The 21,767-nt window shown below is 62.4% G+C and carries 20 protein-coding genes and 1 pseudogene; 12 read left to right on the forward strand and 9 right to left on the reverse strand.

Annotated elements, in window-relative coordinates; translation table 11 throughout:
- Positions 1-61: 61 nt before the first annotated feature.
- Together queD and H0Z09_RS23665 are read right to left on the reverse strand one after the other, a co-directional pair.
- Positions 62-418 carry a 6-carboxytetrahydropterin synthase QueD gene (gene queD / locus H0Z09_RS23660; protein WP_083735343.1) on the reverse strand — a complete coding sequence of 119 codons (357 nt, stop codon included), beginning with the start codon at positions 416-418 and terminating at the stop codon, positions 62-64.
- Positions 419-494: 76 nt separating this feature from the next.
- The gene (locus tag H0Z09_RS23665) at positions 495-1,574 is read right to left on the reverse strand and encodes a patatin-like phospholipase family protein (protein WP_186693940.1); all 1,080 of its coding nucleotides are present in this window, start codon (positions 1,572-1,574) and stop codon (positions 495-497) included.
- Between the two features lie 158 nt (positions 1,575-1,732).
- On the opposite strand from H0Z09_RS23665, the gene H0Z09_RS23670 reads away from it, so the two are divergent.
- Genes H0Z09_RS23670 through H0Z09_RS23685 form a run of 4 tightly spaced genes read left to right on the forward strand, consistent with a single transcriptional unit; the run spans position 1,733 to position 4,324 of the window.
- Entirely contained in the window at positions 1,733-2,035 is a 303-nt protein-coding gene (locus tag H0Z09_RS23670) for a PepSY domain-containing protein (RefSeq protein WP_186693942.1), read from the forward strand.
- Complete coding sequence (locus H0Z09_RS23675; RefSeq protein WP_186693944.1) at positions 2,035-2,346, forward strand: PepSY domain-containing protein; 312 nt, start codon at positions 2,035-2,037, stop codon at positions 2,344-2,346. Before H0Z09_RS23670 ends, H0Z09_RS23675 begins: the two co-directional genes overlap by 1 nt.
- Positions 2,346-3,014 (forward strand): response regulator transcription factor, encoded by a 669-nt coding sequence (locus H0Z09_RS23680; RefSeq protein WP_186693947.1) that lies wholly within the window; start codon positions 2,346-2,348, stop codon positions 3,012-3,014. The genes H0Z09_RS23675 and H0Z09_RS23680 overlap by 1 nt, the downstream gene beginning before the upstream one ends.
- The gene (locus H0Z09_RS23685; RefSeq protein ID WP_186693949.1) at positions 3,011-4,324 is read left to right on the forward strand and encodes a sensor histidine kinase; all 1,314 of its coding nucleotides are present in this window, start codon (positions 3,011-3,013) and stop codon (positions 4,322-4,324) included. The genes H0Z09_RS23680 and H0Z09_RS23685 overlap by 4 nt, the downstream gene beginning before the upstream one ends.
- 334 nt (positions 4,325-4,658) lie before the next feature.
- Here H0Z09_RS23685 and H0Z09_RS23690 read toward each other — a convergent pair whose 3' ends face one another.
- The gene (locus tag H0Z09_RS23690) at positions 4,659-6,806 is read right to left on the reverse strand and encodes a methyl-accepting chemotaxis protein (protein ID WP_186693951.1); all 2,148 of its coding nucleotides are present in this window, start codon (positions 6,804-6,806) and stop codon (positions 4,659-4,661) included.
- Positions 6,807-7,044: 238 nt separating this feature from the next.
- On the opposite strand from H0Z09_RS23690, the gene H0Z09_RS23695 reads away from it, so the two are divergent.
- The 3 genes from H0Z09_RS23695 (at position 7,045) to H0Z09_RS23705 (ending at position 11,123) form a co-directional block, all read left to right on the forward strand.
- Positions 7,045-8,364: a Na+/H+ antiporter NhaC family protein gene (locus tag H0Z09_RS23695; protein ID WP_186693979.1), complete on the forward strand. Its 1,320-nt coding sequence runs from the start codon at positions 7,045-7,047 to the stop codon at positions 8,362-8,364.
- Between the two features lie 154 nt (positions 8,365-8,518).
- A complete protein-coding gene (locus H0Z09_RS23700) occupies positions 8,519-9,349 on the forward strand; it encodes an N-acetylmuramoyl-L-alanine amidase (RefSeq protein ID WP_186693953.1) in 831 nt (276 codons plus the stop codon).
- A 94-nt stretch (positions 9,350-9,443) separates the two neighbouring features.
- On the forward strand, positions 9,444-11,123 hold the full coding sequence (locus H0Z09_RS23705) for a methyl-accepting chemotaxis protein (protein WP_186693955.1): 1,680 nt from the start codon (positions 9,444-9,446) through the stop codon (positions 11,121-11,123).
- A 209-nt stretch (positions 11,124-11,332) separates the two neighbouring features.
- Here the strand turns inward: H0Z09_RS23705 and yegQ are convergent, their stop codons facing one another.
- Positions 11,333-12,655 carry a tRNA 5-hydroxyuridine modification protein YegQ gene (yegQ, locus tag H0Z09_RS23710; RefSeq protein WP_186693957.1) on the reverse strand — a complete coding sequence of 441 codons (1,323 nt, stop codon included), beginning with the start codon at positions 12,653-12,655 and terminating at the stop codon, positions 11,333-11,335.
- A gap of 161 nt (positions 12,656-12,816) precedes the next feature.
- Between yegQ and H0Z09_RS23715 the strand changes: the two genes are divergently transcribed.
- Positions 12,817-13,884, forward strand: coding sequence for an AI-2E family transporter (locus H0Z09_RS23715; RefSeq protein ID WP_076954681.1), 1,068 nt, complete (start codon positions 12,817-12,819; stop codon positions 13,882-13,884).
- Positions 13,885-13,887: 3 nt separating this feature from the next.
- Here H0Z09_RS23715 and H0Z09_RS23720 read toward each other — a convergent pair whose 3' ends face one another.
- The 3 genes from H0Z09_RS23720 to H0Z09_RS23730 form a co-directional block, all read right to left on the reverse strand.
- A complete protein-coding gene (locus tag H0Z09_RS23720; RefSeq protein ID WP_186693959.1) occupies positions 13,888-14,070 on the reverse strand; it encodes a hypothetical protein in 183 nt (60 codons plus the stop codon).
- Between the two features lie 91 nt (positions 14,071-14,161).
- A complete protein-coding gene (locus H0Z09_RS23725; RefSeq protein ID WP_010211349.1) occupies positions 14,162-14,356 on the reverse strand; it encodes a hypothetical protein in 195 nt (64 codons plus the stop codon).
- Positions 14,357-14,581: 225 nt separating this feature from the next.
- A complete protein-coding gene (locus H0Z09_RS23730) occupies positions 14,582-14,953 on the reverse strand; it encodes a hypothetical protein (RefSeq protein WP_169377196.1) in 372 nt (123 codons plus the stop codon).
- A gap of 157 nt (positions 14,954-15,110) precedes the next feature.
- Here H0Z09_RS23730 and H0Z09_RS23735 point away from each other — a divergent pair, with 157 nt between their 5' ends.
- The 3 genes and pseudogenes from H0Z09_RS23735 to H0Z09_RS23745 all read left to right on the forward strand — a co-directional run.
- Positions 15,111-15,929, forward strand: a complete 819-nt coding sequence (locus H0Z09_RS23735) for a shikimate 5-dehydrogenase (RefSeq protein ID WP_186693961.1) — start codon at positions 15,111-15,113, stop codon at positions 15,927-15,929.
- A 289-nt stretch (positions 15,930-16,218) separates the two neighbouring features.
- The gene (nosP, locus tag H0Z09_RS23740; RefSeq protein WP_186693964.1) at positions 16,219-17,364 is read left to right on the forward strand and encodes a nitric oxide-sensing protein NosP; all 1,146 of its coding nucleotides are present in this window, start codon (positions 16,219-16,221) and stop codon (positions 17,362-17,364) included.
- 256 nt (positions 17,365-17,620) lie between these two features.
- Positions 17,621-19,261 (forward strand): annotated as a pseudogene (locus tag H0Z09_RS23745) (PAS domain-containing hybrid sensor histidine kinase/response regulator); the annotation flags it as partial.
- 157 nt (positions 19,262-19,418) lie between these two features.
- Here H0Z09_RS23745 and H0Z09_RS23750 read toward each other — a convergent pair.
- Both H0Z09_RS23750 and H0Z09_RS23755 read right to left on the reverse strand, forming a co-directional pair.
- Positions 19,419-20,084, reverse strand: coding sequence for a response regulator transcription factor (locus tag H0Z09_RS23750; RefSeq protein WP_076954675.1), 666 nt, complete (start codon positions 20,082-20,084; stop codon positions 19,419-19,421).
- A 28-nt stretch (positions 20,085-20,112) separates the two neighbouring features.
- Positions 20,113-20,652, reverse strand: coding sequence for a PQQ-dependent catabolism-associated CXXCW motif protein (locus H0Z09_RS23755; RefSeq protein ID WP_186693968.1), 540 nt, complete (start codon positions 20,650-20,652; stop codon positions 20,113-20,115).
- Positions 20,653-20,806: 154 nt separating this feature from the next.
- Here H0Z09_RS23755 and H0Z09_RS23760 point away from each other — a divergent pair, with 154 nt between their 5' ends.
- Complete coding sequence (locus H0Z09_RS23760) at positions 20,807-21,433, forward strand: response regulator transcription factor (protein ID WP_186693970.1); 627 nt, start codon at positions 20,807-20,809, stop codon at positions 21,431-21,433.
- Positions 21,434-21,767: the final 334 nt, after the last annotated feature.

Below are 21,767 nucleotides of genomic sequence, written 5' to 3' on the forward strand. Positions count from 1 at the left end.
TTGGATCAGTCGAACAGGCACAAAAAAACCACCGCACAGGTGGTTTTTTCATATCCCTGGCTTACTCGCCGCGGTAGATGCAGCCGCTGGTGCAGGTCTCGTGGATGCGAATCGCACTGAGCTCGGGCAGCAGGGGTTGGAGTTCCTTCCAGATCCACTTGGCCAGCACTTCGCTGGTCGGGTTTTCCAGACCTGGGATGTCATTGAGGTAGTTGTGGTCGAGACGTTCATAGAGCGGCTTGAAAATCGCCTTGATCTCCGAAAAGTCGCGAATCCAGCCGGTATGGGGGTCCAGGTCACCGCTGAGGTGGATCGCCACCTTGAACGAATGCCCATGCAGGCGCCCGCATTTATGGCCTTCCGGCACGTGGGGCAGGCGGTGGGCGGACTCGAAGGTAAACTCTTTGAAGATTTCCACGGTATTTTCAGCTCGGTCAGGTATCTGGCAGGCGGCGAGTTTAACAGCTTGATCACTTGCCGCGCATGCCGCTGGGTCAGAGTACTTGCAAGTGCTCGCCCAACCGGCCGTTATCCGCCAGTTCCAGAAACTCATCGCCCAACCGTCGGCTCTCGCTCATCGCCGTCTGCCAGTACCGGTTACGACTCGCGTCATCACCCATGAAGCGCTTGAAGTCGCTGCGATCAGGCAGTTTGCCGTAAGGCAGGCGGGCCAGGTAATCCCTGGACGGCGCCAGCAGCAACACATCCTGCAGGCCCTGTTGGCTGCTGCGTCGCCACGGCAGGCCCTTATCGAACCAGCCCGGAATGATCCGATCGGTAAAGTGCGGGTACAGCACGATGTCGTCACCGTGGTAGGGCAGGTCAAGGTGGTAGTCGAGCAGGCCGCCGTCGCGGTAGGTGCCGGCGCCCGCACCCGGCAGGTCACGCACGCCCTGCATCACCATGGGGATCGAACCCGACGCCAGCAGTGCCTGGCGCAGGTTGCCCAGTTCCAGGGTGAGGAAGCGCGACGGGAAATCCGTCAACGGATGCACCGGTGGCGCCTGGCGCGGGTCGTGGATGATCAGCCGTTCGAAGTGCCGCGATAGCCGCGCGCGGCCGCGCAGGTTATCCGCAATCACCGACGACAGGCCCAGACCGAGGCGCCCACGGTGGTCATCGGCAAGCAGGCCGTGGCTCTTGACCACCAGGATGTTGAGGCGATAGTTCGGGTTGTCCAGCACCCGTGCGTCTCGTCCGGCCAGCAAGTCGTCAAGCATGCGTTGGCAGCTGCGGCTGACGTTGGTCATGGTCACGCCTTTGGCAAAGCGCTGTTCGTTATACAGGCGGCCCAGGTCCAGCAGGCCTTGCGCCGGGTCGGGCAGGCAGGCACTGGCAAACCGCCAGGAGCCGATGGAGGCGCCGATCAACGACCGCTCCCGAGGTGCGCGAGGCAACCAGTCGCCGAACAGCGCCAGGTCCAGCCCCTGGATACCCAGCGCCTTGGGGCCGCCGGCCGCGCCAGGCAGGATGCCGACGTCGGCCGGCGCGAGGCCTCGCTCACGAATGCGCGCCAATGCGCGTTTGCCGGCCTTGAGGGTCAGGGCGGGAAATTTGATGTGGATGGCTGTCATACCGGTCTCTGTTGAAGCGAGCAGGAATTATAAGAAATCTCGCACAATGATTGCAGAAGAGGCTTGTCGGAAATTGCCATGGTGGCAATTCAGTTTCAATTAAGTTGCGGCGGGTAGGGTGGCCTGCGTAGGAAAACATCCTGTAACGGAGACCCATGATGAAACGCCTCACCGCTCTGGCCGCCGCCGGTATCATCGCCCTCACGGCAACCCAGGCCGGAGCCGTGGACCCCGACAAACCACTGAAAGTGCCCGCCACTGTTACTATTGTCGCCTTTGACCAACTGGAAGCCACGGCCCTGGCCTTGCACCCGGGTTCGAGGCTGCTGGATACCGACTTGGACGAGGAGTACGGCAGGTACCTCTACCAGGTCGAATTGGAAGATGCCCAGGGCATCGAATGGGACATTGAATTGGACGCGCTCACCGGGCAGGTTCTCAAGAATCATCAGGATACGTAATGAAGGTAAATTTACGCGCCGGCAGTCGAGTCGCGCTGGTGCTCCTGGCATTTTGCTCCAGCCTGGCGGCCCGCGATCTCAATCAGGATGAAGCCCTGGCCTTGCGCCAGCAGGGGGTGATCCTGCCGCTGGAGCAACTGTTGTCTCAGGCCCTGGGACGTTATCCCGGTTCACGCCTGCTGGAAGCCGAGCTGGAAAAAAAGCACGGCCGATACGCTTACGAAGTAGAACTGGTGACCACCGAAGGGGTGGTCCGCGAGATCAAGCTGGACGCCAGCACCGGCGTGCTGATCAAAGATGAGGAAGACTGATGCGCCTGCTTCTGGTGGAAGACAACGTACCGCTGGCCGACGAACTGCTGGCCGGCCTGCAACGCCAGGGCTACGCCGTCGACTGGTTGGCCGATGGCCGCGATGCGGCGTACCAGGGGCGCAGCGAGCCCTATGACCTGATCATTCTCGACCTGGGCTTGCCCGGCCTGCCGGGGCTTGAAGTGCTGGCGCAATGGCGCGCCGCCGGGCTGGCCATTCCGGTGCTGATCCTCACCGCCCGTGATTCCTGGGCTGAGCGCATCGAAGGGCTCAAGGCCGGTGCCGATGATTACCTGAGCAAACCCTTCCACCCGGAAGAGCTCCACCTGCGCATCCAGGCGCTGTTGCGCCGTTCCCATGGCCAGGCCAACCAGCCCACCTTGCAGGCCGCCGGGTTGCATCTGGATGAAGGGCGCCAGTGCGTGTTGCGCGACGGCGCGGAAATCCAGCTGACCGCCGCCGAATTCCGCCTGTTGCGCTATTTCATGCTGCACCCCGAACAGATCCTGTCCAAAAGCCACTTGGCCGAGCACTTGTACGACGGCGAGACCGAACGCGATTCCAACGTGTTGGAAGTCCACGTCAACCACTTGCGCCGCAAGTTGGGTCGCAGCGTGATCGAAACCCGGCGCGGCCAGGGTTACCGGTTTGGCGCCGGTCCTGCATGAAGTCCATTCAACGACGCTTGAGCCTGGGCCTGATCAGCGTGATGGTAATCGTCGGCGTGGTGCTCGCGCAGACTAGCCTATGGTTGTTCGAAACCGGGCTGCAGCGCTACCTGGAAGCCGGGCTGCGTAACGATGCCGAAAACCTGCTGGTGGCGATGGTGCGCGGGCCCAACGGTTTGCAACTGGACGAACAGCATCTGTCGCCGGCCTACCAACGGCCGTTTTCCGGGCATTACTTTCGTGTCGATTTTGCCGATACCCACTGGCGCTCCCGCTCGCTGTGGGACCAGGAATTACCGCGACTGCCCGAGGTCGGGATCAAGGGCAACCTGCAACTGGGGCCGGAGGGCCAGCAATTGCTGGTATTGCGCTCGGACTACAAGCGTTTCGGCCAGTTAATCTCCATCAGCGTGGCGCAAGACTACACGCCCGTGCGCGAAAGCTTCCGGCTGATGCGCCAGATCGGCCTGGTGCTGGGGCTGGCGGCGCTGCTGCTGGTGCTGGTGCTGCAACGGGTCACCGTCCGCCGCGCCTTGCGCCCCCTGGAAACCGCGCGTAACCAGATCGCCCAGTTGCAGCAGGGCCAGCGCTCGCAGCTCGACACCCAGGTGCCCCTGGAGCTGGAGCCGTTGGTGGCGCAGATCAACCACTTGCTGGCGCATACCGAAGACAGCCTCAAGCGTTCACGCAATGCGCTGGGCAATCTCGGACACGCCTTGAAAACCCCCCTGGCGGTGCTGCTGAGCGTGGCCTCCAGCGAGCAGCTCAAGGACCGTCCCGAGCTGGCCAAGCTGTTGCGCGACCACCTGGAACAGGTGCAGCAACGCCTCAACCGCGAACTCAACCGCGCTCGCCTGGCTGGCGAAACCTTGCCGGGTGCGCTGTTCGACTGCGAAAAGGAACTGCCCAGCCTGTTGGCCACCCTGAATATGATCCATGGCGAACACCTGGACCTGAGCTACCACGCCGACCCCGGCCTGCAATTGCCCTGGGACCGAGCGGACCTTCTGGAAATGCTCGGCAATTTGCTGGACAACGCCTGCAAATGGGCGGACGCCGAAGTGCGCCTGACCATCACCGAGACCGAGCACAGCTACCTGCTGGCCGTGGAAGACGACGGCCCCGGTATCCCCGAAACCCAGCGTGATCAGGTCTTCAGCCGCGGTACACGCCTGGATGAACAGATCGATGGCCATGGCCTGGGACTGGGGATCGTGCGCGATATCGCCGAAGTGTGGGGTGGGGTTTTGCAGTTGCAGGATGCTGAACTGGGCGGCCTTAAAGTGCTGATCGAATTGCCCAAGCGTTAACGCCGGGCACAATGTGGTTTGCCTGCGATAGCCGTAGGTATCTGCACAACGTTAACGGCTGACAAATCTCCTGTAGTGAGCGGGCTTGTCCCGCGCTGGGTGGCGAAGCCGCCCCAAACCAGGCGCCCCGGTTTTGTCTGGAGTTCGGCGGTGTCTCGATTGGGGCGGCTGCGCCACCCAGCGCGGGCGGTGCGACGATTCGCCAAGCCCGCTCACTACAAAGTTGTGTAGATCCTTAGGCTGCGACAGCATCACCTTGGCTGGACGCAAAAACCGAGTCGCTTGCATCGCGGGCAAGCCCGGCTCCCACAGAAAGCACTCCCACGCTCAGTCTTCAGACGCGGAACTGATCCATCAACCCCTGCTGCTGGTTCGCCAGGCTGTTCAACGCCTGGCTTACTCGCGCCGATTCGTTCGCCTGCTCGGACAGCGACTCGGTCACGTCCCGAATGGTCGCCACATTGCTGTTGATCTCTTCGGCGACAGCGCTTTGCTCTTCGGCGGCGCTGGCGATTTGCAGGTTCATGTCGCTGATCACCGTGACGGCAGCGCCAATCTGGCGCAGGGCGGTCACGGCCTCTCCAACTTGTTCGACACTGCCCTGGGCCTGGCGATAGCTGTTGCCCATGGCGCCGACGACATCGGTGGTGCCGCTTTGCAATTGCTCGATGACCAGACGGGTTTCTTCCACCGACTCCTGGGTGCGCCGCGCCAGGTTGCGCACTTCATCGGCCACCACGGCGAAGCCACGGCCGGCCTCACCGGCGCGGGCGGCTTCGATGGCGGCGTTGAGTGCCAGCAGGTTGGTCTGCTCGGCAATGCCGCGGATCACTTCGAGCACCGAACCGATTTTCTCGCTGTTGGCGGCCAGGCCTTCGACCTGGGTCATGGCCGTGCTCATCTCCGCCGCCAACTCCCCAATGTTGCGGGTGGTGCGGTCGATCACCGTCAGGCCGTCACGGGTAGACTGGTCGGCATCGCGGGCGGCTTGGGCGGCCTGGGCGGCGCTGCGTGCCACGTCCTGGGCGGTCGCGCTCATTTCATGGGACGCAGTGGCGACCTGATCGACCTGGCGATACTGCTGTTCCATGCCGGCGCTGGTTTGGGTGGCAATCGCGGCGGATTGGTCGGCGGTGCCACGGGCGTCCTGCACCGAGCGCTTAACCTCGGCGATGATCGGTTGCAGTTTGTCGAGGAAACGGTTGAACCAGCCCGCCAGTTGCCCCAGTTCGTCCTGCTTGTCGTAGGCCAGGCGACGGGTCAGGTCGCCTTCGCCGCTGGCAATGTCTTCGAGCATGTGCGCCACCCCCAGGATCGGCCGGGTCACGCTGCGCGCCATCAGCCACACCAGGATCAGGCCGACGACCGCGGCGAGCAGGCCCAGGCCGAGTTCCAGCAGGGTGCCCTTGGCGTTATCGGCATCCAGCTGCGCTTTCAATGCTTCAGCCGGGGCTATCAGGACCTTCGCCGGCACATCCAGCAACACGCCCCATGGCTTGCCGTCCGGGATCGGCGCGAACGGCGCCAGCACCTTGAGTTGACGGTCGGTGCGCAGGCTGCGGATGTGTGTGCTTTCGGCCAGAGCGCTGATCAACTGCGCGCCGTTGGCGGTGTCGACCTTGTCCAGGCGCTGGCTGAGTTTGCTGGCGTCCGGGCTGTAGCCGGCGAGCAAGCCGGTGGGGCTGAGGATGCTGACCTGGGTCTGGCCGTCATATAGCTTGTGGCTGGCCTGTTGGCTCACGGCCTGCAGGCTGTTGAGGTTGATGTCCACCGACAGCGAGGCGATGACTTTGCCATTGGCCATCAACGGGAAGACGATGCTGGTCATCAGCACGTTTTGCCCGTCGATCACATAAAAGTAGGGTTCGATCACGCACGGCTTGAGCGTGGCGCGCGGGCACGTGAACCAGGCGTTGGCTTTTTCACCGCTGGGGCCGACGCGGCTGTCGGACATGTCGCTTTCCGGCAGCGCCATCGAGGTCAGCTTGCCCGGCGTCGGTTGCGACCAATACAGGGCGAAGCGCCCCTTATCGTTGCTGCCCAGTTCGGCCTGGCCGGCGAACAACTCATCCTTGCCATCCAGCGCATTGGCCTCGAACACCAGGGACAGGCCAAGCAAGTCCGGGTTGGCCTGCAACGCGGCCTTGACCTGGCGGGTCAGGTCTTCGCGGGTGTCGAAGGCGTCAAGAAAACGCTTCTCGGCCTGCTCGCGCAAGAACAGTACCTGGCGCGAAAAACCATGGCCGTACTGGTAGGCGTCCATGAACTGGCGGCGGATGCCCAGCGCCTGCACTTCGCCCTGGGCCTCGATGCGTGCCTGGGCGGCTTCATCGAGCATCTGCATGCTGGACGCCTTGACCTGCTGCGAGCTCTGCTCCATGCGATACAACGACAGACCCACCAGCAGGGTCACGATTCCCAGCAGGCACAGGCCGGCCAGCAGGGTGATTTTCCATTGAATGGAGAGCTGCCTGAGCGACATCGGTACATCCTTACCTGAACACACATAGAGCCTGGTTATCGGCCGATGCCGCCTTTTCTTTATTCAAACGAGCAATTTAAACCTGAAAGCGGCGCCGTTTTTTGACATGGGCGCCTGCCTCCTGCAAAGTGCGCGCCCTCTAATAAGACCTCCTTCAAGCCTGCACGCTGGCGCCGCCGAATGGCCGCCCGGGTGCGTGCGTGCCTGTTCTTTATGTTTTTTGCCTGAGGTAACCATGATTAACGCAGTCATCGCCGCGGTCGGCACCATGCTGGTGCTCAGCCTGTCCCGCGTGCATGTGGTCATCGCCATCATCGTCGGCGCTTTGGTAGGCGGACTGACCGGTGGCCTGGGCATCGACGCCACGCTCACAGCCTTTAACAGCGGCTTGGGCGGCGGTGCGACCGTGGCCTTGTCCTACGCCTTGCTCGGCGCTTTCGCCGTGGCGATTGCCAAATCCGGCCTGGCTCACGCCCTGGCCGACAAGGCGTTGCTGCTGGTCGACCGCCAGGAAGCCAGCGGCGGCAGCCACGTCAAATGGCTGCTCATCGGCCTGCTGTGGGTGGTGGCGATTGCCTCGCAGAACATTCTGCCGATCCATATCGCGTTTATCCCGCTGCTGGTACCGCCGCTGCTCTACGTGCTGACCAAGCTGCAACTGGATCGCCGCCTGATCGCCTGCGTGATGACGTTCGGCTTGATCACGCCCTACATGTTCCTGCCGGTGGGTTTCGGCAACATCTTCCTCAACCAGATCCTGCTGGCGAACGTGGCCAAGAGCGGGGTGGATATCAGCCAGGTCAATGTCTCCCACGCCATGAGCCTGCCGGCGCTGGGCATGGTGGTCGGCCTGCTGGTGGCGGTGTTTATCAGTTACCGCAAGAAGCGCGTCTACGACCTGGAGAAAATCGAGCGGGTGGAGCAGGTGGCGGTGCAGTACAACCCGCTGACCCTGCTGGTGGCCGGCCTGGCGATTGCCTCGGCGTTCATCATTCAACTGTGGCTGGACTCGATGATCATCGGCGCCCTGGCCGGGTTTCTGATTTTCTCGGTATCGGGCATCGTGCGCTGGCGCGACACCGACGATCTGTTCACCGAAGGCATGAAAATGATGGCGATGATCGGCTTCATCATGATCGCCTCCTCGGGTTTTGCCGAGGTGCTCAAGGCCACCGGCGACGTGCGTTCATTGGTGGAAACCTCGGCGGCCTTCATCGGCCACAACCGTGGGGTCGGCGCGTTGCTGATGTTGCTGGTGGGGTTGCTGGTGACCATGGGCATCGGTTCGTCGTTTTCCACCGTGCCGATTCTCGCCGCGATCTTTGTGCCGCTGTGCGTGCAACTGGGCCTCAGCCCGGTGGCCATCGTGTGCATCGTCGGCACCGCCGGCGCCTTGGGGGACGCCGGCTCACCCGCGTCGGACTCGACCCTCGGCCCGACCTCCGGCCTGAACGTAGACGGCCAGCACCACCATATCTGGGACACCGTGGTGCCGACGTTCCTGCACTACAACCTGCCGTTGCTGGCCTTTGGCTGGCTGGCCGCCATGACCCTTTGACCGTCTTGCCTCGGTGAGGCTTCTTCCTCGTGTCGGAAGAAGCCAGGGGCAATGTAGGGACACTCTGAATTCGCCCCTCCCCCAGCAAGGGCCGCCGGCCGGGCGGTGCAGGGCCCTTATATTCCGGAGCTTCTCACTCGATTGAGGCTCTCCGATGAACAAGATCGTCCTTTTCCTGGCCGTTCTGATGCTGGCAGGCTGCAGCACGGCCCCCAACAACCTGAGCGTAAAAAACGGCTACGCCATCGACACCACGCACAGCTCCCCAAACCAGAACGAGCGGGTCCGCTATCTCGTCCTGCACTACACGGTCTTTGACGACAAGGACTCCCTCGACGCGCTTACCAACGGCACCGCCAGTGCTCACTACCTCGTCTACAGCACACCGCCCACGCATCATGCGCTGCCGGTGGCCTTGCAACTGGTGCCGGAGGCGAAACGGGCCTGGCACGCCGGGGTCAGTCAATGGGGAAACCGCACCCACCTCAATGACACGTCCATCGGCATCGAGATCGTCAATGCGGGCTTTATCGATGGTCCGACCGGACGCCTATGGTTTCCCTACACCGAGGCGCAATTGGCGTTGGTCCAGCAGCTCGCAGCGGACGTGATCAAGCGCTACGCCATCGAGCCGCAAAACGTTGTCGGGCACAGCGACATTGCACCCCTGCGCAAATCCGACCCCGGCCCGTTGTTTCCGTGGCAGGCGTTCGCCGAGCAGGGGATCGGCGCCTGGCCGGACGCGGCCACGGTGCACAAGCACCTGGCAGGGCGCCCGGCCTCTCAACAGGTTGCCGTGGGCCCGGTGCAACGCGCCCTGGCCACTTACGGCTACAAGATCCCGCAGACCGGCGAGTTGGATGAAGAAACCCGCCAGGCCATCCGGGCATTCCAGATGCATTTCCGCCCTGCGGGTATCTCGGGTATCCCTGACGCCGAGACCGAAGCCTTCGCACTGGCCTTGGTGGAGAAGTATTACCCTTGAAGGCCAAGGTGGCCCGAACGGCAGGCCAGGCCCTACAGAATCCAAGCCATTGGCCGTTAACCTCTCAAGTCGCCACTAATAAGAGAGAAAACCCATGCGCCTGAGCCTCAAGGCTAAAGTCCTGTCCCTCGCCGTAGTGCCGGTGTTGCTGTTTGCCGTGGTCATCAGCCTGACCACCGTGTGGATTTTGCAGGGGCAGGCGCGCAACGAGGTGGATGAAACCCGCCAGCGCCTGCTCAATGACGCCAAGGCCACGCTGCAAAGTTATGTCGAGGTGGCCTTGAGCACCATCAAGCCGCTCTACGACGCGGCGGCTCCCGGCGATACCGCCGCGCGCGCCCAGGTGGTCAAGTTGCTGTCCAACACCAGCTACGGCAAGGATGGCTACTTCTTTGGCTACGATTCCGAGACCATTCGCCTGTTCAAAGGCAACAGCCCAGATGGCGTGGGCAAGAGCTTCAAGGACAACCGCGACCCCAACGGCGTGTACGTCAACCGCGACCTGGTCAAGGTCGGCAAGGACGGCACCCACTACCTGCAATACAGCTCGACCCAGCCGGGGCAGACCGAACTGGTGCCCAAGATGGGCTACACCGAATACCTGCCCAAGTGGGACATGGTCATTGGCACTTCGGTGAACCTGGACGGTATCGAAGCCCAGGTCGCGGTGGTCGAAGCCAAGGTCGAGAAGCGCATGGAAGGCGTGCTGCTGAGCATCCTTGGCGTGGCCATGGTGGTGCTGCTAGTGATCGCCGCCATCGGGATGGTATTGGCCAATACCATCCTGCGACCGCTGCACTTGATGAAAGCCAACCTCGACGACATCGCCGCCGGCGAAGGCGACTTGACCCGCCGCCTGGCCATCACCAGCCAGGACGAGCTGGGCGATCTCGCCGGTGCGTTCAACCGTTTTGTCGACAAGATCCACGGCCTGGTGCGCCAGATCACCGAAATGACCGCCCAGCTCACCGGCCTGGTCAGCCAGGTGTCCGAGCAGGCCCAGCGTTCCGAGCAGGCCATGGAGCGCCAGCGCCACGAGACCGACCAGGTGGCCACCGCGATCAATCAGATGTCGTCCGCCGCACAGGAAGTGGCGCGCAGCGCCCAGGGTGCCTCGGTGGCCGCCCAGCAAACGGACGCCGAAGGCCAGGCCGCCAAGCGCGTGGTGGATGGCAGCATCGCGCAGATCCATGCGCTGGTGAGCGATATCCGCAGCAGCGGCGTGTCCCTCGACAGCCTGCAGCAGGATGTGTCCTCCATCGTCAGCGTGTTGAGTGTGATCCGCTCCATCGCCGAACAGACCAACCTGCTGGCGCTCAACGCCGCCATCGAGGCCGCGCGGGCAGGGGAGGCCGGGCGTGGGTTTGCCGTGGTTGCCGATGAAGTGCGCGCCTTGGCCAGCCGCACCCAGACCAGCACCCAGGAAATCCAGGGCATGATCGACCGCCTGCAAAAAGGCACCGAAGCCGCCGTGGAGGCCATGCGCCGTTCCAGCGATGCCGGCGACGGGACCTCGGCCCAGGCCAACCAGGCCGGAGCGTCCCTGGACACCATGGCCCAGCTGATCGGCACCATCAATTCGATGAATGCGCAGATCGCCAGCGCCGCCGAAGAGCAGACCGCCGTCGCCGAAGAAATCAACCGCAGCGTGCACCAGATCGCCGTGGCGGTGGACAGCGTGGCCGACGAGACCCAACGGGGCGCCCAGACGTCCCGCAGCCTGTCGGACCTGGGACAGCGCCTGGGGCAGTTGGTGGGGCAGTTCAGGATTTGATGCTGGCGTAGGCGTAGATCAAGAGCGGGTTGAGTGCACTGCGCTGAACTGCTTTTCTGGGAGCTGGCTTGCCTGCGATAGCATCAACTCGGTGTAATTGATGTACTGAGGTGTCTGCATCGCAGGCAAGCCAGCTCCCACATTTGGACCGCGATCGACATTAGAAACGGATACGCCGCCAACCCAGCCCCGCTCCAGCTCGACAACCGCTACCGGATATCACGCATCAGCAAGCCGAAGCGCACGTCCATCTCGGCCGGTACCGGCACGTAAACCGTGTGCCCGTCCCCCGGCGCGACCTCGGCCGCCTCGCCCTGGCTGGTGTGCATCATCTGCAGGTCAAAATGAAAGTTGCCGGCCGGGGTCATCAGTTCCAGGTGATCGCCCACGGCAAAGCGGTTCTTCACCTTGACCTCGGCCAACGTGCCCCGACGTTCGCCGGTCAGTTCGCCGACGAACTGCTGGCGCTCTGACACCGAGCTGCCGTGCTGGTAGTTCTGATATTCATCATGCACATGGCGGCGCAGGAAACCCTCGGTATAGCCGCGCTGGGCCAGGGAGTCGAGGTCGGTCATGAGGCTGCGGTCGAACGCGCGCCCGGCCACGGCGTCATCGATAGCCCGGCGATACACCTGGGTGGTGCGCGCGCAATAAAAGTGGGATTTGGTGCGGCCTTCGATCTTCAGCGAGTGCACGCCCATGTGCGTCAGGCGTTCCACATGCTGCACCGCGCGCAAGTCCTTGGCATTCATGATGTAGGTGCCGTGCTCGTCCTCGAACGCGGGCATGTGCTCATCGGGGCGGTTGGCCTCCTGCAGCAGGAACACCTGCTCGGTCGGTGCGCCGATGCCCAGGGTCGGTTCCGGCTGGAACGCCTGGACGATATCGCCCGTGGCATTTTCCACTGCCGGGGTGGTCTGGTACTTCCAGCGGCACGCGTTGGTGCAGGTGCCCTGGTTGGCGTCGCGCTTGTTCATATAGCCCGAGAGCAGGCAGCGCCCGGAATAGGCCATGCACAAGGCACCGTGCACAAACACTTCCAGTTCCATGGCCGGTACTTGCTCGCGGATCTCGGCGATCTCTTCCAGGGACAGTTCCCGCGACAGGATCACCCGGCAGATCCCCTGTTGCTGCCAGAACTCCACGCTGGCCCAGTTCACCGTATTGGCCTGCACCGACAAGTGCACCGGCATCTGGGGGAAGTGCCGGCGCACCAGCATGATCAACCCGGGGTCAGACATGATCAGCGCGTCCGGGCCCATGGCGATCACCGGGGCCAGGTCCTTCAGGAAGGTCTTGAGCTTGGCGTTGTGCGGCGCAATGTTGACCACCACGTAGAACCGCTTGCCCAGGGCATGGGCTTCCTGGATGCCAAGGGCCAGGTTGGCGTGGTCGAACTCGTTATTGCGCACCCGCAGGCTGTAGCGCGGCTGGCCGGCGTAGACCGCATCGGCGCCATAGGCGAAGGCGTAGCGCATGTTTTTCAGGGTGCCGGCGGGGGCGAGCAGTTCTGGGGCGATCATTGAGGGCATGGTCGGTACTTGAGTCAAAAAGTGCGGCAGGGTAGTGCAGGCAGGCTTGGGGTTTATTGATCTGGGTCTACCCTTACAACAAAGATGGCACTCGCAGCGCCGGCAGCGGACTAAGCAGCAGGGCGCGGATGCGCGCTCTGCATTTTTGACCTGGACTGGACATGAATCAAACCACTCTGCAATTCAAAACCCTGCTGTTGCTGCTGGGCCTGGTGACCATCGCCTTTATCTGGATATTGCTGCCGTTCTACGGTGCGGTGTTCTGGGCAGTGATTTTGGGCATTATCTTTGCGCCGATGCAGCGTCGGCTGCAGCAGCGCTTTGGCTGGAACCGCAACCTCACCTCCCTGGCGACCTTGAGCACTTGCCTGGTCATTGCGATCCTGCCGGTGATCATCACCAGTGCCTTGCTGGTACAGGAAGGCGCGACGCTCTACAAGAACGTCGAAAGCGGCAAGCTGGACGTGGCCGGTTATATCGAGCAGTTCAAGAACGTGTTGCCGCCGTACTTCCAGCACCTGCTCGACCGCTTCGGCATGGGCAACCTGGAAGGCCTGCGCGAGAAGATCGTAAAGAGCGCGATGCAGGGCAGTCAGTTCTTTGCCACCCAGGCATTCAGCTTTGGCCAGGGCACGTTTGATTTCCTGGTGAGCTTTTTCATCATGCTGTACTTGCTGTATTTCCTGTTGCGCGACGGCCCGGAGCTGGTGCGCAAGGTGCGCCTGGCGGTGCCGTTGGCCGAGCCGCAGAAGCGTCGGTTGCAGCTCAAGTTCAACCGGGTGGTGCGCGCCACGGTCAAGGGCAATGTGCTGGTGGCCGTGACCCAGGGTGCGCTCGGCGGGTTGATCTTCTGGTTCCTGGACATCCCGAGCGCTTTGCTCTGGGCGGTACTGATGGCGTTCCTGTCGCTGTTGCCGGCGGTCGGCGCGGGGATTGTCTGGGCGCCGGTGGCCGTTTACTTCCTGCTCAGCGGTTCGATCTGGCAGGGCGTGGTGCTGGCGCTGTTTGGCGTGTTCGTGATCGGCCTGGTGGACAACGTGCTGCGGCCGATCCTGGTGGGCAAGGACACCAAGATGCCGGACTACCTGATCCTGATCTCGACCCTGGGCGGCCTGTCGGTGTTTGGCCTGAACGGTTTCGTGATCGGGCCGTTGGTGGCCGCGTTGTTCATGTCCAGTTGGGCGTTATTTGTGGAAAGCAAGCCGCGAGTCAAACTGCCATTGCCGTGAACCTCAGGCGTGGAGCCCGAAGTTCGCAGCGTTTTGCAGCTGTTTTTCGGCGGCGGACAAAGACGTGAGCGGGCCGCTGATGGCTTCGCCATCACTTACCAGGTACCAGCAGGCGAGCAACCCCAGCGCGCGCAGAGGGGCGGGGACGGCGCTGCCGACGACGGACATGATCTGAACAGTGGGCATAAGGACCTCCAAACGTTATGGAGGTCACCTTACGGGCTGAGACGGCGTAGGAAAAATCACCTGTCTCGATAGTCGACATCGACGCGAAGTGTCAGTCCACCACTTGATCGAGCATGTTCACCACTTCCTGTTCGCTCAGCAAACCCTTGCGCACCAGGTTTTCCGCCAGCAGGGCGAGGAATTTGGCGCTGCGGTGGCCTTCCAGGTGCTTGAGTTCGGTGAGGGCGCTGTAGACTTTGCTGGACGTACAGAGGCCAGCGGTGCGGTGCGGGTTTTGTGTGGGCATGGTCAGTCGTCCTTGTTGTTATTGGGTGGACAGGCTCAATAGTGGGAGTGTCTCGTGACACAAACATGACAGCGTAAGGCCTGGTCGAGCAAGTAGCCATTGCTGTCGATGATGTGCGATTGCACGTTCAGCATTGTCCCCAGAACGACCTTGGCGCGATAAATCCGGACTTTCCGACAAAAAAAAGGCCCCGCAACTCTGCGAGGCCTGTTCCAGCGGTAGTGCTTACCAGCCGCGGCCGTAGTAGCCATGGGGCGGGCCGTAATAGCCACGCGGTGGGCCGTAGTAGCCGCGCGGTGCGCCGTAATACACGGGCGCCGGGCGGTAATAAACCTGTTGTTGCACATACACCGGTGGTGGTGGCGCGTAGTAGACCGGCGGCGCGGCATACACCGGCTGCGGTTGCACATACACCGGCTGCTGCACATAGACTTCACGTGGCTGGCTGGCAACCACGGAGCCCACGACGGCGGCGCCGACCAAGGCACCCAATACGGCCGGGCCACCCCAACCACCACCGTGGGCGGAGGCTTGGCCTGCCATCGCGAGTGCGCCAACCAGCAAGGCGATCTTGGGGATTGTACGAATCATGGTCATTCCTCGGTTAACCCCTGCGCTTGTGGTCTGCAATCAATCGACTCAAGTAATGTCGCGGGGGATACTTTTAAGACAACGTATTTCTGAAAAACAGCACAGCCGCCAGGTAAAGGTTGTGTAAGGTCTGTATCGATTTGCTTACTCAAAGGAGTTACCCATGCAGATGCACCCCAACAAGGACACCCAGCTGTGCATGTCACTGTCGGCGCGCCCCGGGAATTTCGGCCTGCGTTTCCATAACCACCTGTACGAACAGCTGGGTCTGAACTTCTACTATAAGGCCTTCAGCAGCCAGGATTTGCCCGGCGCGATCGGTGGCATCCGCGCGCTTGGCATCCGAGGTTGCGGGGTTTCCATGCCGTTCAAGGAGGCCGCCATTGCCTTAGTGGACGAACTCGACGATTCGGTTCAAGCCATTGACTCGTTGAACACCATCGTCAATACCAACGGGCATCTCAAGGCCTACAACACCGACTACATCGCCATCGAACAATTGCTGAAAAAGCACGCCGTGCCAAAGGACTCGACCTTCGCCCTGCGCGGCAGCGGCGGCATGGCCAAGGCCGTGGCCAGCGCCTTGCGCGATGGCGGCTATGCCAATGGCGTCATCGTGGCGCGCAATGCAAGCGCGGGCCGGGCGCTGGCGCAGAACCTTGGGTATGAGTGGCAGGCAGAATTGGCTGGCTTGCGCCCGCGGATGCTGATCAACGTGACGCCCATCGGCATGACCGACGGGCCTGAAGCGCAAGCGTTGGCCTTTGACGCCGACGCTGTGGATGCTGCCGACACCGTCTTCGATGTGGTGGCGATCCCCGCCGAAACCCCGTTGATCCTGCGCGGTCGTGCCGAGGGCAAACAGGTGATTACCGGGTTGGAAGTGATCGCGATCCAGGCGTTGGAGCAGTTTGTGCTTTATACCGGCGTGCGCCCCACGCCTGAACAGTTCGAGAAAGCCGTGGCATTTGCCCGCGCCTGAGTGAACGTGCCCGATGGGGTGAAAACTCATCCCATCGCATCCCCCACCCAATACCCAAGTAGCATAGGTGCCCCCTCTCACCCTTCGTACACTCATGCCTTCCCATTTCAGGTATCTACACACCTTTGTAGTGAGCGGGCTTGTCGAATCGTCGCACCGCCCGCGCCGGGCTGCGAAGCGGCCCCAAACCAGGCGAATTGCGTTTGTCTGAAACTGCGCGGTGTCTTTATTGGGGCGGCTTCGCCACCCAGCGCGGGGCAAGCCCGCTCACTACAAGGGGGGACCAACGATGCATAACAGTGAAGGCGTGGTCAGCGCCATGTCCCAGGCCGACGACCCTGGGCAGGCCGCCGAAGAGCTGGCGCGGCAACTGCTGCATCCCTACCTGGGTTTTGTGCTGTTTTTCTGTTCCGCCTCCTATGATTTGCAGGCCTTGGGCCAGGCGCTGCAACAGTGCTTCGCCAGCGTGCGGGTGGTTGGCTGCACCAGCGCCGGGGAGATCACTCCCCAAGGCTATGGCCGCAACTGCATCACGGCGGTGGGCTTCCACCACGCACACTTTTCCATCGCCACTGAGCTGATCGACCAGGTGGAACACTTCAGCCTGATCAACGCCCAGGATATGGTCGAACGCCTTGTGGGCGGCTGTCGCAGCAATACGCTCGCGCCGATCAAAGGCAACACCTTTGCGCTGACCCTGCTCGATGGCCTGTCCAGTCGCGAAGAGATGGTGCTCGCCGCCCTCAGCGCGGCGCTTGGGGACATCCCTCATTTCGGCGGCTCGGCAGGCGACGACAACTTCCTCACCCACACCCATGTCTATTTCAACGGCGTGTTCCACAGCGGCGCGGCGGTGGTGGTACTGGTCAATACCTGGCTGGATTTCGAGGTGTTCACCACCCATCACATCCTGCCGCGCAGCGAAAAACTGGTGGTCACCGGCGCCGACAGCCCGTCGCGCCGGGTCTTCGAACTCAACGCCGAGCCCGCCGCCGAAGAATACGCGCGGCATATCGGCGTAGCCGTGGCCGACCTCGACCACCGCACCTTCGCCGCGCACCCGCTGGCGGTGCGCATCCACGACCAGTACTACGTGCGCGCCATCCAGCAAGTGCATGCCGACTTGAGCTTGAGTTTCTACTGCGCGGTAGAAAACGGCATCGTGCTCACGGCGATGAAACCCGGGCCGATCCTGCCGAACCTGCAAACCTTGTTCGACGGCTTGCAATCGCGCCTCGGCGACCTGCTGCTGACCATCGGCTGCGACTGCTTCCTGCGCCGCCTGGAACTGGAGGACAACGGCAGCCTGGAACAGATCGGCGGTTTCCTGCGGGACCAGCGGGTGATGGGCTTCAACACCTATGGAGAACAGTTCAATGGCATGCACATCAACCAGACCTTCACTGGCGTCGCCATTGCCCGCGGCCGACGCTGAACTGCTCGCCCAGGTGGCCCGGCTGCAACAGGACAACCACAAGCTGGCGCGGATCAACGCCGCGCTGATCGAGCGCATCGAGTCCGGCATGACCCAGGGCAACAACCCTTACACCACCTTCCAGCATTCGGTGGTGCTGGCCGAGCAAGTACGCGAGCGCACCGACGCGCTGAACCAGGCGATGGCCGAACTCAAGGCCAGCAACCACCTGCTGATCAACGCCCGGCTGCGTGCCGAAACCCTGCGCGGGGAGCAAGCCGCGGCGCAGAAGGCCCAGGAAAGCGAACGCTGGATCCGCCTGATCACCGACAACGTGCCGGCGTTGATCGGCTATCTGAATGCCGACCTGGTCTACGAATTCACCAATAAAGTCTATGAACAATGGTACTGCTGGCCGCGCGGCATGATGCTCGGGCAAAGCCTTCGCCAGGTGCACAGCGAGCAGCATTGCCGGCGCCTCGATGCCTACGTCGCCCGGGCCCTTGCGGGGGAGAGCGTGACCTTCGAATTCGCCGAAACCAATATCAACAACCAGGAACGCTACATGCTGCGATCCTATGTGCCGAATGTGCTGGCCAGTGGCGAAGTGGTGGGGATCTTCGTGCTGATCCGCGACATCACCGAACGCCGCCGTACCGCCGAGGCCTTGCACCAGGCCTATCAGCATCTGGAACAACGCGTGGCCCAGCGCACCTCGGAACTGACGTCGCTCAATGACCAGTTGCTCAAGGAAATCGACGAACGCCGGCGCATGGAAACCCGCCTGCGCGAAGCCAAGCGGGAAGCCGAGCAGGCCAACTTGTCGAAAACCAAATTCCTCGCCGCCGTCAGCCACGATCTGCTGCAACCGCTCAACGCGGCGCGCCTGTTTACCAGCGCGTTGCTCGAGCGCCCCAGCGAAACCCTGGTGCGCAACGTGAGCAATTCCCTGGAAGACGTGGAAAACCTGCTGGGCACCCTGGTGGATATTTCCAAGCTGGACGCCGGAGTGATCAAGGCCGATATCGCGCCCTTTGCCTTGAGCGAGCTGCTGGACAACCTTGCCGTGGAGTACACCCAATTGGCCCGCGCCGAGGGGCTGGAACTGCACTTCGTCGGCTGCTCGGCGCTGGTGCGCAGCGATATCCAGCTGCTGGCGCGCATCCTGCGCAACCTGTTGAGCAATGCGCTTCGCTACACCTACGAGGGCCGCGTGGTGCTGGGCTGTAGGCGCCAGCACCAGCGCGTGTTGATCCAAGTGTGGGACAGCGGCATGGGCATTGCGCAAGAGCGGCTTGAGGAGATTTTCCAGGAGTTCAAGCGCGGCGATGTGCAGCGGCCGGACCAGGATCGCGGGCTGGGCCTGGGCCTGGCCATCGTGGAAAAGATCGCCGGGATCCTGGGGCATCGCATCAGCGTCAAGTCCTGGCCGGGCAAGGGCTCGATGTTCTCGGTGGAGGTGCCGTTGAGCGCCACCGCGCCCAAACCATTGCCGACGCCGTGCATGAGCGAACCGATGCTCGAACGCCTGCAGGGTGCACGCGTATGGGTGCTGGATAACGACGCGGCGATCTGCGCGGGCATGCGTACCCTGCTCGAAGGCTGGGGCTGTCGGGTGGTCACGGCGCTGTCGGAACAGGACCTGGCGCGGCAGGTGGATAACTACCACGCCGAGGCGGATTTGCTGATTGCCGACTACCACCTCGATAACGACCAGAACGGCGTGGACGCCGTGGCCCGCATCAACGCCCGCCGGGGCAGCGCGATACCGGCACTGATGATCACCGCCAACTACAGCAATGAGTTGAAGCAGCAGATTCGCGAGTTGGGGCATACATTGATGCACAAGCCCGTGCGGCCGATGAAACTGAAGACGGCGATGAGTCACTTACTGGGCCAAACCGCTCCTCTCTTGTAGTGAGCGGGCTTGCCCCGCGCTGGGCTGCGCAGCAGCCCCAAAACCTGACACAACGTCCTACCTGAAAATTGCGGTGCTCTTATTGTATTGGGGCTGCTGCGCAGCCCAGCGCGGGACAAGCCCGCTCACTACAAAGATTTATCGTCGGGCTGGCGGCTCAGCGGCGCAGATACGAGCCGAAATCGATATCCCCGGCACTCAGAATCGCCTGCACCCGGTTGTGCACATTCAACTTGCGCAAAATCGCCGACACATGTGCCTTCACCGTCGTCTCGGCAATCTCCAGGGTGTAGGCAATCTGCTTGTTCGACTCGCCCTTGGTCATCCGCTCCAATACCAGCAGCTGCTTGCGCGTCAGTGCCTGCAACAGTTCCGGAGCAAAACTGGGGTTGTCGTTCAGGCGCCGGTGGCCGCTGCTTTTCTGGGTGCGGATGATGTCCGGCGGCAGGTAAACGTTGCCGTTGAGAATCTGCCGGATCGCCTCGGTCATTTGCAGGCGTGGCGACGACTTGGTGATAAACCCAACCGCGCCATAGGTGATGGCTTGCAGCACGATCTGCTTGTCCTGTTCGGCCGAGACAATCACCACCGGGATGGTGGGCGACTCGTTGCGCAGGTTGATCAGGCCATTGAGACCGTGCATGCCGGGCATGTTCAGGTCCAGCAGGATCAGGTCGAGATCGTCGTGCGCCTGGGTCAGGGCAAGGGCGCTGTCCAGGTCGGCGGTTTCCATCACGTCGCTGCCGGGGAAACCATCGCTGATGACGTTATGGATCGCTTCGCGAAACAGCGGGTGATCGTCGGCGATCAAAATTTTGTACATGGCCGTTCACCTTTTTGTTGTGGTTTTTTTATTCAAAGGGCTCGGGTGCCGCAGCCGTCACTGGCAGTTTTGCCGCTTCCCATGCGTCCAAGCCATCGCGATACCAATACACAGAGGTATAGCCCAGGCTGGCGGCTCGTTTTACCGCGTTCCAACTCAGCCAGCAATCGGAGCGGCAGTAGAACACCAGCGGGCGCCCCAGGTCGCCGCCGGTGAACTTGTACAGGTGGCGCACGAAATAACCTTGCCACTCGGGCGTGAGGTCGCCGTCGCCGGTATTGGCCAGCCAGTGGCTGCCGGGCAGGTTGGCGTGGGGCTGGTCCTCGATGAAACGGCCTTGCAGCCATTGGCGGCGGTACACGTCGACCAGGACCGGTGCCGGCGCCTGGGTGAGCAGGGTTTGCAGGGCGGGGGTGTCGACAATCGTGACCCCTGGCAAGTGATCGGGCGTAGGGCTGCGGTACCGGCTGATGCGGTAGCCTTCAGCGGAAAACAGCGCAGGGTCGGCCTGTACGTGCGTGATGAACAGGCACAACAGTGCCGCGAGTGGCAGTCGAGCGGGCAGCATGGCGGGTCCGGGCGTTATCGTTATGCGCCCATTACACGCCAGTCCCACTGCCTTGGGAATGCGACGATAGACAGCAAAACCAGTACCAAAGTAGTAGGTCGCGGTGCGGCGTGGGGTTCTAGCATGAGGCAAAGCCGCTGCCATTGGAGGCATTATGAATATCCTGCTGGTCGATGATCACGCCGTGGTCCGCCTGGGCTACGCCGGCCTGTTGCGCAGCGGGCTGCCGGGCGTGGTGGTGCGCGAAGCGGCCAGCGGCGAAGAGGCCCTGGCGCGGGTGCACGAGGCGGTGCCTAACCTGGTGATCATCGGTTTCGGCCTGCCGGGCATCAGCGGCCTGGAAACCACCCGCCGCTTGCGCCAGCGCTTGCCGCAATTGCGCGTGTTGTTTTTCAGTCAGCATGCCGAGTTGCCGCTGGTGCGCCAGGCCCTGGACGCCGGCGCGTCGGGCTACCTGACCAAAAGCGCGTCGCCCGAGGTGATGCTGGACGCGGTCGCGCGCATTCTCGGCGGGCACACTTATATCGAACAGGATTTGGCGACGCAGTTGGCTTATCACCCGACGGATCGTCGTTTGCAAGGCATGACCCAGCGTGAGCTGGAGATTTTCCTGATGCTCGCCAGGGGGACTCCGGCCCGTTCGATTGCGGCTCAGTTGAGTATCAGCAGCAAGACTGTGTCCAATTACTTGACGTTGCTCAAGAGCAAACTGCGGGTGAGTTCCCATGCTGAGTTGGTGCATCTGGGGATTGATATGGGGGTGGTGAGGGTTGCGGGGTGAGCGGGGGTGCTGAAGTCTTCTGTGGAGGCTGGCTTGCCTGGGACCGATGGCGGGCTCTGGGTTGAATGGGTACATATCCGTTATTTAGGTAACGGCGGCTTATGGTTCCGCTCTTACAGCGGGTCACTTTTTGAAGGAAGGACCAAAAAGTAACCAAAAAGTCCTCGCCCCAACACTCGGTGCCTCGCCTAGGCTCGGCATGCCCGAACGAAGGCTTTGGAGCGTGGGCCGCCGCAATGGGCCATCCATGGCCCAGTGCGGCTAACCCGGCGTCCTGCCGGGTTACCCACGCTCCAAAGCCTGCGTTCGGCCAGCGTGTTTGACGGGGCGATCC

The sequence above is a fragment of the Pseudomonas sp. SWRI18 genome (genome assembly GCF_014268345.1).
GTDB classification, from domain to species: domain Bacteria; phylum Pseudomonadota; class Gammaproteobacteria; order Pseudomonadales; family Pseudomonadaceae; genus Aquipseudomonas; species Aquipseudomonas cedrina.